Annotated in this window: 12 protein-coding genes, 2 pseudogenes and 1 other annotated feature (1 of these 15 only partly in view); of the genes and pseudogenes, 4 read left to right on the top strand and 10 right to left on the bottom strand. The window is 32.5% G+C overall.

Going from position 1 to position 13,861, the window contains the following annotated elements:
* Positions 1-11: 11 nt before the first annotated feature.
* From EQM05_RS00680 to EQM05_RS00670, 3 genes are all read right to left on the bottom strand, one after another.
* Positions 12-848 carry a hypothetical protein gene (locus EQM05_RS00680; RefSeq protein ID WP_128750990.1) on the bottom strand — a complete coding sequence of 279 codons (837 nt, stop codon included), beginning with the start codon at positions 846-848 and terminating at the stop codon, positions 12-14.
* Between the two features lie 46 nt (positions 849-894).
* Complete coding sequence (locus EQM05_RS00675) at positions 895-1,653, bottom strand: prolipoprotein diacylglyceryl transferase (protein ID WP_128747984.1); 759 nt, start codon at positions 1,651-1,653, stop codon at positions 895-897.
* Positions 1,654-1,760: 107 nt separating this feature from the next.
* A complete protein-coding gene (locus tag EQM05_RS00670; protein WP_205694151.1) occupies positions 1,761-2,351 on the bottom strand; it encodes a hypothetical protein in 591 nt (196 codons plus the stop codon).
* Positions 2,352-2,719: 368 nt separating this feature from the next.
* Between EQM05_RS00670 and EQM05_RS16080 the strand changes: the two are divergent.
* Together EQM05_RS16080 and EQM05_RS00660 are read left to right on the top strand one after the other, a co-directional pair.
* Positions 2,720-2,929 (top strand): annotated as a pseudogene (locus tag EQM05_RS16080) (IS1595 family transposase); the annotation flags it as partial.
* 122 nt (positions 2,930-3,051) lie between these two features.
* Positions 3,052-3,606 (top strand): hypothetical protein, encoded by a 555-nt coding sequence (locus EQM05_RS00660; RefSeq protein WP_128747980.1) that lies wholly within the window; start codon positions 3,052-3,054, stop codon positions 3,604-3,606.
* Positions 3,607-3,831: 225 nt separating this feature from the next.
* Here the strand turns inward: EQM05_RS00660 and EQM05_RS00655 are convergent, their stop codons facing one another.
* The 7 genes and pseudogenes from EQM05_RS00655 to rbr all read right to left on the bottom strand — a co-directional run bounded on the left by EQM05_RS00655 (position 3,832) and on the right by rbr (position 10,693).
* On the bottom strand, positions 3,832-5,151 hold the full coding sequence (locus EQM05_RS00655) for a hypothetical protein (RefSeq protein ID WP_128747978.1): 1,320 nt from the start codon (positions 5,149-5,151) through the stop codon (positions 3,832-3,834).
* 75 nt (positions 5,152-5,226) lie between these two features.
* Positions 5,227-6,063, bottom strand: a complete 837-nt coding sequence (gene rsmA, locus EQM05_RS00650; RefSeq protein ID WP_128747976.1) for a 16S rRNA (adenine(1518)-N(6)/adenine(1519)-N(6))-dimethyltransferase RsmA — start codon at positions 6,061-6,063, stop codon at positions 5,227-5,229.
* Entirely contained in the window at positions 6,056-6,607 is a 552-nt protein-coding gene (gene rnmV / locus EQM05_RS00645) for a ribonuclease M5 (protein WP_128747974.1), read from the bottom strand. The genes rsmA and rnmV overlap by 8 nt, the downstream gene beginning before the upstream one ends.
* Before the next feature lie 66 nt (positions 6,608-6,673).
* Entirely contained in the window at positions 6,674-7,678 is a 1,005-nt protein-coding gene (locus EQM05_RS00640; RefSeq protein WP_128747972.1) for a 3D domain-containing protein, read from the bottom strand.
* Between the two features lie 308 nt (positions 7,679-7,986).
* Positions 7,987-8,760 carry a TatD family hydrolase gene (locus tag EQM05_RS00635; RefSeq protein ID WP_128747970.1) on the bottom strand — a complete coding sequence of 258 codons (774 nt, stop codon included), beginning with the start codon at positions 8,758-8,760 and terminating at the stop codon, positions 7,987-7,989.
* Positions 8,761-8,908: 148 nt separating this feature from the next.
* A pseudogene (locus EQM05_RS00630) lies at positions 8,909-10,018 on the bottom strand (DUF362 domain-containing protein).
* An 87-nt stretch (positions 10,019-10,105) separates the two neighbouring features.
* The gene (gene rbr, locus EQM05_RS00625) at positions 10,106-10,693 is read right to left on the bottom strand and encodes a rubrerythrin (protein ID WP_128747968.1); all 588 of its coding nucleotides are present in this window, start codon (positions 10,691-10,693) and stop codon (positions 10,106-10,108) included.
* A gap of 146 nt (positions 10,694-10,839) precedes the next feature.
* Between rbr and EQM05_RS00620 the strand changes: the two genes are divergently transcribed.
* Entirely contained in the window at positions 10,840-13,086 is a 2,247-nt protein-coding gene (locus EQM05_RS00620) for a TIM-barrel domain-containing protein (RefSeq protein WP_128747966.1), read from the top strand.
* A gap of 26 nt (positions 13,087-13,112) precedes the next feature.
* Positions 13,113-13,676: a uracil-DNA glycosylase gene (locus EQM05_RS00615; RefSeq protein ID WP_128747964.1), complete on the top strand. Its 564-nt coding sequence runs from the start codon at positions 13,113-13,115 to the stop codon at positions 13,674-13,676.
* Positions 13,677-13,722: 46 nt separating this feature from the next.
* Positions 13,723-13,861: a binding site (T-box leader), on the top strand; it runs 94 nt beyond the window's last position.

Raw genomic sequence — 13,861 nt, 5'->3', positions numbered from 1 at the left:
TTTATCCTCCTTTAAAATCCGCTTTGTTTTGTATCAGAAATATTTATATTCCATTGTCCATTTTCATATTTATCAAATACGTATACCTTTTTTTCGTTGTTATTAGATTTATCAGTAAAAGTAATTATTGCTTTATATAAAGTAGACTTATATCCCTGAGTCTGAACGGAGATTATAGAATCATAATTCCCCTTTTCTGCGGCGTTTTTCATTAAATGTGTATTATTTGTTTTGGAACTTAATTCACTTTTAAAATTCTCTAAATCAGTGGATAAAATAAATTTTGCAACATCTACATCATCATAAATATTTATACCTACTTTTTTAGATCCATTAGTATTGGTTCCATACTTTTCTATTGCACTTAAAATGGATTTATAATAGATAACTTCAAAGTCCTTTGGTTTTCTTATAGTCCAAAAGCTTTTTATAATATCATTATCTATTCTCTTTGAAACAATGTATATCTTGTTATCACTATATAGGTTTCCAAAATCCTTCTTGTCTAATCCTGCCACATATTTAAATTTATGAACAACATTATTGCCCTCATACATTTCAAAAATATAATCAGGCTCTAAGTCGGTTTTTTGATTTACAACTTTAGCAGAAGATAAAATGTCATATAATTCACTTATGGCCTTTGTGTCTGTTACTAAAAATCTAAAGCCTTTATCCCTTGTGCTTTGAATTACTATTTTCTGAACTTTATTTTGTTTAATATATTCAAAATCATTATTCTTTATACCAAGCTTTACTTCAATATTATTCATTTTACTGCAGCCTGAAAAAAGAGATGCTATTATCACCAGAAAAATGACAGATAAACATAATTTACTATGGCTCAGTGTTTTTTTTGCTTTCAAATCGGTAACCTCCTATAGCGTACTCTTTCTAATCCTCTGTTCTTTTCCATATTAAATGAATGTTGAATAAAATTATTCCAGCAATAAATACGAAAATGCTGATAAATTGTGATGTAGATAAGGCCCCAACATTACCCCTTGGGTCACCCCTTAAAAATTCTACCAAAAACCTTCCTATGCTGTATATTATTAAATATAAGGCAAATGTCCTGCCTTCTTTATGATTTTTTCTATCATACCATAATAAAAACAAAGCTAATAAAAAATCAAAGCAGGATGAAAATATCTGGGTTGGGTACCTTATAATATTTGGCGGTGCAAAAAGAGAATTTGTAAATTCTACACCTATAGGCAAAGCAGTCTCCCTGCCATAACAGCATCCAGCGAAAAAGCATCCTATTCTTCCAAAGCCTTGGGCTAAAGCCACTGTTGGTATTACCATGTCAAAAACTTTAAGAGTGTTCCACTTTTTTCTTCTACTATAAAAATATACTGCAGCAGCTCCTCCTATTACGGCCCCATAAATTACAAATCCATTTCCAATATCCTTAAGTATTGATGGATCATTAATTATGCTTGTCATTTCAGTAATTATAAATAATAGTTTTCCTCCGATAATACCTGATATAACAGCAATTACACTCATGTTAAATATGTGATCTTCATTATAGCCTCTTTGTTTTGCTCTGTATCCTAATAAAATCACAGCGCTTAATATTCCTATTGCTATCATTGTCCCATAACCGTAGACATTTACTCCAAACACACTAAAAAGAATGGGCCTCATAATAATCCCCCTTATATTTTCAATAAAGTTTACAGAGTTATTATATCACAAATATTATTTATACACTGAAATTTTTATTATAGGGATTACCATGATCTGATAACTCATCATTTATCTATAAATCTGCTGCTTTCAACTATGGTTTTAAATACCATATTAAGATCTTCCTTATAGTTATTTTCTCTCATATTAAAGGCAAATCTAATAAACCCATTTTTAATTTTAATATAGTATTCAATACCCTTATAATAAATATCATTTCCATTTAAAACCGTATATTCAACTAAGTATGCACTTTGCCCATTTACTGATACCGGCTTTATGCTGTAATTTTTGAAGGTATTTTGTTTTTCAGATATTATCTTACTATTTTCTAAAAACATTTTTAAATCCTCATTTAACTGCCATACCTGTACATATCCATATATTTTTGCATCTTTTGATTTAAAGCCATTATGGTATACTATTTCACCGCCGCCAAAATTCTTTTCCTGTGTACTCCATTCTTCAGGAAGCTTATAGGTAAGTTTCCCATTCATTGCACTATACTCTTTTAAAGAATTCATATCATTTTGAATAAGCGAAGTAAATTTCAATCTTTGCTGGAAACTTATTTCTATAAAAAATAATATTATCATAAGTCCTGAAATCATAAGCATAATACCAAGTTTTTTTCTATCTACCACAACTACCTTCATAATCTTATCATTCTCCTAATTAATATTTCAATAATAAATATATGAATACATTAAATTAAATATTAATAAAGAAGGAGCTGTCGCACTAATGAATTTACATGCAATATATTGTGGTGTTTAGATATTTACTTTCTATAGACACCTATGGCTCTTTTAAATAATAATGTTGATGTGAATAGGACAATCCTTTAATGGTAATAATTAAGATACCTACATATTACTGAAAGGATTGGATTACCATGGAGAATAAAAAATGTACTGATATAAATATATTATCTTATTTTGCTTCATTAAGACATGATTCTGAAAGAAAATGCCCATACTGTGGCTGCACCCATACAGTGCTATACGGAAAATACAATGGTAAACAAAGATATATATGCAAAAGCTGCAAAAAAACCTTTAATGATTTTACAAACACACCAATTGCAAGGACTCACTTTCCTGATAAATGGGAATCATTCATTAGATGTACCCTGAAGGGCTTGTCACTTAAGGCGGCAGCCAAAGAAATTGGCGTTTCTTATGTAACACTATTTTACTGGAGGCACAAGCTGCTTTCTGCTTTAAAAATGGTTAAACAAAATAAAATGCAGGGAAAGTTTGAACTTTATAATTTCATTTAGTAAATCGTTATTTAAGCGAGCAAAAATACTGATGCTTCTACAGTTTTTTGAGAAGCTTAAATAGCTGATTTACTTTGAAATCTATTATTGAAAATTTTTTCTTAAAATTCTCCCGGAAGGGACAGAAAGGCATTGAACATGATGAAAAGAGAGTTCATGATCAAAGCGTAAGTTACATTAATATCAGCAATAATAAAGTCTGCGTTATTACAGCACTGGATTCACATAAAAATATTTATTCCAGAGCAGTGGGAATGGGACGTATGAATGCAATGGATATGGAAAATTATATTGGAAAAATATTAAATAAAAATAAGCAGGCAGTCTCAAGACCGAAAAGCTTTTTTGCCATGTTCTTTAAAAGAAAGAAAATAAGGGAGATTAATAAATTCCTTGATAATAGCTTTGAAGCAGTAAAATATAGATGTGACTGCATGGAATGGATATACCGTTTTAGAGGAGTAGCAACGAAATATTTAAATAATTATTTAAGCTTATTCAAATTCTTAAAGAGTTCTAATTCTAATAATATTTCATCTACAATAAATAAATTTATAGAAGCAATAAGTAAAATTAATATTGAAAATACATATACAAATATGAGAAATGCTAAAATATGTTTTAATTAGCCTGTCCCTAACATGAACTTGTTACTTTATCAACACTGTTTAATAAAAGAGCCATATATCTAAAGCAGGAAAGATTAAAGAACAGACTTTAATCTTTGGGTTTTAAGGGGCAGCCTATCGGCTCTGGATTTTTCAAATCCTTTTTTAATCTTTAGTTTCAGCCTTCAATAAAAAATGAGCCTTGCATCAGCAGTTTTAACTGCTAATGCGACAGCCCCTTCTTTATTATTTCACAGGTATTATAATCGTTGAATTTCTAAAATCATAAAACATCAGCCAATACCCCATGCTGTCTTCATCCTCTTCTCCGTGGTCTAATGGTATCCATGTTACAAATCCTGATTTCCCGCCATATGGCTGCTCTCGTCTGGACTTTCTCCCTGGTACTCCATAAACTAAATATTTCATTCTGCCTTCGTTATTAAATTTATAACCTATAATATAATGTCCATACTGCTTAATGTATGGGTAATAGCTGAGCATAGGATAATACAAAACTGTATACTTATTGTAATCATCACATTTATACAAATCATTAATACTCTTAACTTTAACTTTATACCATGTACACTTTTTGATATGGCGGCTTAATTCCTCTACTTCTTCCAGTCCATGGCTTATTCCCCTGAAGAATTCGTTAGCGGCACCTAAAGGATATTCACCTGTATTTCTATTTTCAATATTATCATTGGCATAAGTAATATTTTCTTTTTCAGGTTCCGCTTTCGGCTCCTTTTCTACTTCTATTTCAACTTTCTTTTCATCATTTCTCTCAGCTTTTGTTTCAACTTTCTTTTCATCTTTTCTCTCAGCTTTTATTTCAACTTTCTTTTCATCTTTTCTATGGGTTTTTATTTGTTCTGCTTTTTCAGCCTTTAAATTAAGGTCTTTATCTTCACTGTTATTGTCTTTATTATCCCTTTCCTGCTTGCTTAAATCATCATGTTTTAATTCATCTTTATTTGTCTTAATTTCATTAATGATTTTATTAACTTGTTCAACATCTGATTTATCTTCTTTATTTACGGTTTTTACTTTTTCAATGCTTTTTTCATATTCATCAAATATACTATTATTAGCATCTGCAGTTTTTTCCTCTTTCTTAACTCTGGTAGAATTGTCTACCATCTCAAACCCCTTCCACTGGGGTATATCTGTGGATGCAAATCCACTCATTACAGATATTATGTTTGAATCCAGGAACTTTACAATGGCTGCTCCGGATATTTTATCCATAGAAATTTTACTGCCACCAATACTATCTATTGGATATTCGTATGTTACATCTGCTCTTCCATAATCGTCTATGTTCAATTCTCCTATTCTGATAATCTTTTTTACTTCTTTTTTATTACATATTAAAATCATGTAATATGGCACTGGTTCCTTTTTTAAATTTTGAACATAATAAGAGACTTTGCATTTATCATTTTTATTTTCCAGCTTTAAGTAACCAGAAGGAAGCTTATCTGTAGAAGTGGCATAGCCTTTTTCATCTTCCTGTAATATGATAAAATATCTACTATAATTCTTTTTTTGTGCCAACTTATGATACCTCCATATATTTTATTCATTATAATATATGAGGTGATTATCAAAAAGTGAACAAAGACGTGATATTTATAGCAATTTATTTATACAATTTGATAACTTCCCGAATTCCTCCACAGAAAGTGTTTCTCCTCTTCTTTTAGGATCAATGCCGGACTCATGGAATGCTATTTCTAATTTATCCTTATCTAAGGGGATACTTTTTAAAGCATTCCATAATGTTTTTCTTCTCATATTAAAGGAGCTTCTGACAACTTTAAAGAAAAGTTCTACATTATCCAGCTTGGTTCGCGGCTCAGTAAGTCTATCCAGCCTGATAACCATGGAATCCACCTTGGGCTCTGGGACAAAGCTTGCGTGGGAAACCTTTCTGATTATTTCTGTGTCACAATAATATTGGACAAGTATTGAAATAGCTCCATACTCTTTACAATCAGGCTTAGAAACAATTCTCTCTGCTACTTCTTTTTGTATCATAATAGTGAGACTTTTAAAATTATAATGATCATTTAATAGCTTTGCAATTATTGGTGTTGTAACATAATAGGGCAGATTAGCTACTAATTTCACACTTTTCTCTTCTCCTATTATTTCATTGTAATCAATCTTAAGGGCATCTTTATGTATTATTTCAAAATTTTTAAATTCTTTTAATTCCTCTTCTAATATTGGTATTAAATCTGAATCAAGTTCTATTGAACATACCTTTTTAGCCTTTAATAACAGCTCTTTTGTCAGTGTACCTATTCCTGGCCCAATTTCAATAACAAAATCATCTTCAGAAATATTAGCGCCTTCAACAATATCCTGTAATACCGTATTATCTATTAAAAAGTTTTGCCCTAAGCTTTTAGAAAATCTAAATCCATACTTTTTTACTATATCAAGTGTTGATACTTTATCCATTACTTATACCTTCTTCAACTTTCTTTAAACACTTTATAAATTCTTCCCTGGAAACCCCAAAATTATTTAACCTTGTTACAAGCTGAGTGCCATTGCAGTATCCTATTCTTAATTCTTTCCCAAGGAGATCTCTTCTTTCCCTGGACATTTTATCCCCAACAAGCTTGAAGAAATACATATCTTTAATATCAAATTCGTCTCTTGCTTCCTTTACTTCACACTTAGCTGATTCCAAAGCCTTTATTATGGCATTGGGAGCTGCATTTTCAACTCCTATATCTCCATCCTTATATCCTTCCTGCTGAGTTATATAAGCATGTTTAATACCTTTAATTCTCTTTGAAATAATCTTTCTGATTTTTTCTCCTGCAAAGTCAGGGTCTGTAAGCACTATAACTCCCTGCCTTCTTTGAGCTTCCCTTATTTTTTCTATTACCTTTGCATTAATCCCAAAGCCTCCAACAGCTATGACTTCTGCATCAATTGCCCTCTTTACTGCAGTTATATCATCCCTGCCCTCTACAACAATTACTTCTTTAATCAACAGTTGATACCTCCATATTTATATAATCAAAATTTATTCAAAACACAAAAATAGGAGCATATGCTCCTATTTTAAAACGTAAACTGTCACTGGCCTTACTCCCCAATTGCTTGTTTCGGAGTAGGTATTGAAGTATAAATCAATTTTACTTCCTTTAATTGCTCCGCCAGTATCCTCAGCAACAGCATATCCATAGCCGTCAATATATAGTTTTGTTCCCAAAGGTATTACCCTTGGATCAACTGCCACAGAACTGTATCCGCCATTATTTCTTCTTACAGCAGTACCTGATGCAGTATGTCCTCCACCAGAATAAGCTGTGGATGTTAGTGTTAAAGACTTTGTATAAAGAGCTTTACCACCACCACGAGAAGGAGTTATTGCTCCTAAAGTTCCCATAGCTACTATTTTTTGAGTTGGCTGTTTTTTTACTGTTTCGCTGATTACTTTTCTTGATACTTCTTTACCATCTTCATAAATTACCCTGGTCGCGATTTCCTTTTCCCCAGGAGCACCTTCCTGAAGTACCTTTTTTACACCTTGCTCAGAGTTATTATCTTTTTTTACAACAGTTGAATAATCCATGGGCTGCGTTTCCTTAATTACTTTAGAATCAACTCTGACAACGGAAACTTTCATTCCGTCTTTTATTGAGGCATCTTTTCCTGGATAAACTTTGTCATAATCCTGCACCCCAATATTTTCTGCTTCCAGCATCTTTTCCACGTTGTTTTCTGCTGTTTGTATATGCAATTTCTTTCCGTCAACTTCTACTTGAACATTTACTGCCTTTGTTATTTCAATTTTGCTTCCATTCTTTATTTCACTGTCAAGACCAAGCGATGTCTTATCCTTAGGTCCTACTGTTATATTATTTGCGTCAAGTGCACTTCTAAATGTGCTTTTAAATGTAGTAATTTTTGTTTCTTTTCCATCAATGGATACTATAATATTCTTTCTTGTGTTGACTATAACAATTGTTGAACACATCAAAACTAACATTATAACAAAAATTGTTTTAGGACCACTGGAAAAAAAAGATTTTAGTTTGTCTTTAATTTTTCCTTCCATAAAATACCTCCTCATGGCAAAGCAACAAAACACATTATATTATTTGTGACGAAAATTGTCAAATGTTGCTTATGCAGATTAGACTGTTTGCAAATGCACAATGTGCATAAACTTAAAATCATATAAAATAATATAATAGCTGATTGATATTATAACAGTCTATACGGGTGTGGTAGTATTAATTGCAGTATTATTAGATGTATGTGTTATAATTATATGCTAAAATTTATATTTTTAATCATCTACAACGTTATAATGTAAAACTTGTTAATCTTCCTAAAATTACGTAATATAATTTTACACTATTTTTATAATCTTAGCAAGTCCTTAATATTTTCGCATGTTTTTTCCGATATCACTGAAGGCTGCACACTTTTAATTTCAGCCAATTTTTCTATAATAAATTTAATATAATTCGATTTATTCCTTTTACCACGATTGGGTTCTGGTGACATATAGGGACAGTCAGTTTCAACTAACATTCTTTCAAGAGGTATTTCTTTTGCTACTTCCTTGATTTTCTTTGAATTTTTAAAAGTTACTACTCCTGTGAATCCAATATAGTATCCAAGCTTAATGCACAGCCTTGCAAACTCAAGGCTTCCGGAAAAACAGTGAATAACGCCTTTTACCTTGGGAAACCTTTTAATTATATCTAGTGTATCCTCATGAGCATCTCTGTCATGTATAACAACTGGCAGCTGTAATTCTTCAGCCAGTTCCATCTGCTTTATAAATGCCCTTTTCTGGATTTCTCTTGGCGGATTTTCTTTATAATAATAATCCAGTCCAATTTCCCCTATTGCCTTTACTTTTGGGCTTTTAGCCAGTTGCTTAAGCTTTTCTATCATATTATCATCAACTTCATTTGCATACTCCGGGTGTAAACCTACTGCTGCGTAAAAGAAATCATTTTTCTCTGCCAGCTCCACAGATTTTTGTGCTCCATAAAAAGAAGAACCGCAGTTCAGCACACCTATTACATTACTGTTTTTAATTTCTTCAATAATCTGGTCTCTATCTTCATCAAACTGCTCATCATCATAATGAGCATGAGAATCAAATATTTTTATATCTTCCATAATACCCCTTTCTTCAGTTGAAAGTTAAAAGTTGAAAGTTAAGAGTCAATTCTTCAGTTGAAAGTTGAAAGTTAAGAGTTGAAAGTTGCTAGCTTTTAACTCTTACTTCTTACCTCTTACCTCTTACCTCTTAGTTCTTACTTCTTAGTTAAATAGTTATTAGTTCATAGTCCTGTGTGCCAAGACCTATTTCCTCTCCATGCTTAAGCCCTGCTTCCCAGCTTGTGTTCAAGTGGATATGTCCAAATTTATCTTCTCCTTCATGATAATTGGTGTCACTTAAAGTTGATCCATTTATCATAGGTGCTTTGTTAACAAGATCCACACATAATCTGTCAAGGGCTACAGGATCAAATGATGCTGCTATTCCTATATCGGGAACTATTGCCAAGTCATTTGAATCCCAGCAGTCACAGTTTGGGGATACATTCATAATAAAACTAATATGAAAATTTGGCTTATCTTTAACAACAGCATATGCATATTCTGCAATTTTTTCATTTGCTGTTACTGCGCTTTCATCCCATACAACCTGTGCTGCATTAAATTGGCATACAGCCACGCACTGTCCGCATCCAACACATTTATTATAATCTATTTCGGCCTTTCTATTTTCGTTAATGCTAATAGCTTCCTGTGCACAGCTTTTTACACACATTCCACAGCCAATGCAGTTTTCTTTGTGAATTTCAGGCTGAGAGGCTGAATGCATTTCTAATTTTCCACCTCTGGAACCTGAACCCATGCCAAGGTTTTTCAAGACTCCACCAAATCCAGTCATTTCATGACCTTTAAAATGAGTCATTGATATAATAATATCAGCATCAGCTATGGCAGCACCTATTTTAGCTGTTTTACAATACTTCTCATTTATTTCTATTTCTCTATAGTCTGTTCCTTTAATTCCATCTGCAATTATTACATTGCATCCAACTGATAATGGATTAAATCCATTTTCCTGTGCAGCTAATAAATGATCAACTGCATTGGCTCTTCTTCCAGAATATAATGTATTTGAATCTGTAAGAAAAACAAGCCCCCCAAGCTCTTTAATCATGCTGACTATTTTGGCGGCATAATTGGGCCTTAAATAAGCAAGATTTCAAGGCTCTCCAAAATGGATTTTTATGGCTGTAAACTGATTTTTAAAATCAATATTTTCTATTCCTGCCCTTTTTACCAACTTTTCCAGCTTATCCAGCAGATTTAATCCCGGTTTTGTTCTTAAGTCTGTAAAATATACCTTTGACTTTTCCATTGTAATCACCCCTCAATATAAACTCCCTTAATTATATCATTTTTTTAATCTTAGTAAAACTTTAGCAGCAGATGAAATCCCTTCATATTACGGCTGAGTATCATACATGATTTCAAAATACCCCTGTGGATGTTTGCAGGCAGGGCATACAGCTGGTGCTTCTTTTCCTTCAAAAATATATCCGCAGTTTCTGCACTTCCATTTTTGATTTGTATCCTTTTTGTATAAAGTTCCATTTTTTAAGCTGCTTAACAAATTTAAATATCTTTTCTCATGTGCAGTTTCAATTTCTATGATTTTTCTTATTGTTATTTCTATTTCTTTAAACCCTTCCTGCCCTGCTATATCTGCAAATGAAGGATATAATGTACCCCATTCCTCCTTCTCACCCTCAGCTGCATATTGCAGATTCTGCTCAGTATTACCATATCCTACAGGATATTCTGCATCCACTTTAATATGTGCGTTTCCTAAACCCTGAACTAAAAAATCAAAAAATATTTTTGCATGCTCATTTTCATTATCAGCTGTTTCTAAAAATACAGCTGCAATCTGCTTATGGCCTTCCCTATCTGCAGCTTTGCTGTAATATGTGTATCTGTTTCTTGCCTGTGATTCCCCTGCAAATGCCTTTGCCAGATTATCCGCTGTTTGAGTTCCCTTTAAATCTTTCATTATTACAATCACCTCATAAAAGCATTTTGTCTATATTTTCCCCAAAAATTTTGTAATAATTAATAATTTTCTAATATAGAGTTTATTATTATGCTGATTTATATTAGAATTGATGTGTAAAAATAATAAATAAAGGAGATTTTATCATGCTGCTTCATAAAGAAATATTCAATGCAAAATATGAAAACGTTATACCTATAAGTGGATATCTATCAGTTGAACAAAAAGAAAAAGATGTTTTTGTGCACTTCCTTAACGGAATAATTCAAATATCCAATTTTTCTAATGGAATAATTAAAATATTCATAGGTGAACCCTTTGAAACCAGCAGTAGTACAAATGCAGTTACAGATAATCTGCATAAGGTTAATTGTACTTTCTCTGAAGATGATAATTATATTATAATACATGGAACTATTTCAGACACATATATAGAAAAAAGTTCTTTAAAAATAGCATTCAAATCCAAGGACGGGAAGATAATTTGTTCTGACTTTAAAGCTGCCGGAAGGCGGGATTCAAATATTTTTATCAGCAAAACAAACGACTGCCTTGCCTATTATGGTCTTGGTGAAAAAGGTGGTTCCCTAAATAAAAAGGGCTGCTACTTAGAAAATTACAATACTGATGATCCTATGAATAATGATGAAACCAGTTTATTCTATAAAACAATTCCCTTTTATGCTGGACTTAAGCCTGATAACGCTTATGGAATTTATTTTGATAATAGCTTTAGAAGCTTTTTCGATATGGGTAAAAGCTTTAAGGACATGATTTATTTTGGAGCAGCAGGCGGAAAGATCCAGTATTATTTTATTCCCGGCAATGACTTAAAGGATGTAGTACATAAATATTCGGAGCTTACAGGGACCATGGAGCTGCCGCCAAAATGGGCACTTGGCTATCAGCAGTGCAGATACAGCTATGCATCAGAAAAAGAAGTACTTAATCTGGCTAAATGCCTTAGAAAAAATAAAATTCCATGCGATACAATCTATTTGGATATTCATTATATGGATAAATTTAAAGTAATGACCTTGGACAAAAATAATTTTAATAATCCTTCTGAAATGCTAAAGGAATTACATAAAAACGGATTTAAAGTTGTAACTATTTTAGATCCTGGTGTAAAGGTAGAGGAAAATTACGGTGTATACGAAAGGGGATTAGCAGGAGATCACTTCATAAAAAATATTGATGGTACACTTTTTACAGGAGAAGTATGGCCTGGAGAAAGTGCCTTCCCTGATTTTTCAAATGCAGAAGCCAGACAGTGGTGGAAAAAAGAACTTAAGGACTTTATTTCTATTGGCATTGATGGAATATGGAATGATATGAATGAACCTGCTGTTTTCAATAATGACATAAAAACTATGCCTGATGAATGCATTCATAACAGCAGTAATGGTACAATAACTCATTCAGAATTCCATAACATGTTTGGAATGGAAATGAGCAGATGCTCAAATGAAGCTCAGGAAGAGCTGAGACCTAACCTGCGCCAGTTTTCAATGACAAGAGCCACCTTTGCAGGAGGGCAGAGATATTCATCAATATGGACTGGAGATAATTACAGTACCTGGGAGCACCTTAGGATGTCAATTCCAATGAATTGCAATTTAGGTATTTCAGGATTCAGCTTTACAGGCAATGATGTAGGAGGCTTCGGCGGTGATTGTACAGAAGAGCTTTTTATAAGATGGATGGAGCTTGGAACTTTTCTGCCCATATTCAGAAATCACTCTGCAATATTTACAAGAAGGCAGGAGCCATGGAGTTTTGGCCCTGACGCTGAAAAAATCTGCAAAAACGCTATTAATCTCAGATATAATTTACTGCCTTATATTTATAATCAATACTATAAATCATATAAAGAAGGAATACCTGTATTCAGACCAATGATTTTTGATTTTTATGATGATGAAAACGTAATTGATATGTATTCTCAATTTATGTTTGGCGATAATATTTTAGTTGCACCTATTCTTTATCAGGGTGAAAGGGAAAAATTAGTTTACTTCCCTAAGGGGTACTGGTATGACTACTTTACTCATAAAAAATATGAAGGCGGAAAGTATTATACAATAAGTATTCCACTTAACAATATTGGTGTTTTTGTAAAAGAAAATTCAATAATACCAGTATATGAAGATTTCTTTAATTATGTAGGAGAGAAAGAGCTTCCAGTTACTTTAAAATTATTCCCCGGCAGTGGATCATCATGCTATTATGAAGATGATGATACAACCCTTGAATATAAAAAAGGAGCTTATAACTTGTACAAATTTACTTACAGCAATAATGCTGAGAAGAAAATAAATATTGAATCTTTAAATAAAGGCTTTAATAAAACTCAGGACTTTAAAACAGAATATGTGCTAGAATGTAATTAATACACAAAATACAGAGGTGATTACTATTGATGCACTTTCAGGAATTATATCAAACCTGCATCACATGTGAAAAATGTCCCCTCCATACTAATAGAACTAACGTGGTTTTTGGAGATGGAAATATCAGAGCTCCCTTAATGTTTATAGGAGAAGCTCCTGGGGCAGACGAGGATAGAACCGGCATACCTTTTGTAGGCAGGGCTGGTCAGCTTCTTACAAAGGGATTAGAAGCACTGCAGCTTACACGTAATGAGTATTACATTTGTAATATTTGCAAATGCAGACCGGAAAACAACAGAACCCCCCTTGAAGAAGAAGCTGAGGCATGCCTTCCCTATCTCAGGAATCAGGTTGCTCTTATAAAACCAAAGATAATAGTTTGTTTAGGCGCAACTGCAATGAAATATATATTAGGCAAAGGTTTTAGAATAACAAGAGATAGAGGAAAGTGGGTAGAGAGAAAGGGCTTTTACATGATTGCAACTTTTCATCCTGCCGCATTATTTAGAGATGAGAGCAAAAAATCCTTGTTCTGGAATGACCTAAAAATAATAAAGGAAAAATACAGCGAAATTACAAAAAAATATTGACATAATTAATATGATAACCTATTATTGAGCTATATAACATATTTTATACTTTGCATTGAAGGAAAGAGTAGTAAACGGATGTTCCTAAAGAGAATGGGATATTGGTGAAAACCCATGGTCCAAAAGTTTATGAACATGGCTCCTGAGCATATTATCTGAAGCTTAGTAAGATAATACGTAAGCAC

The organism is Clostridium sp. JN-9, assembly GCF_004103695.1.
Lineage (GTDB): Bacteria > Bacillota > Clostridia > Clostridiales > Clostridiaceae > JN-9.
The sequence above is the reverse complement of the archived record's forward strand: the minus strand, read 5'-3'. Positions and strand labels throughout refer to the sequence as shown.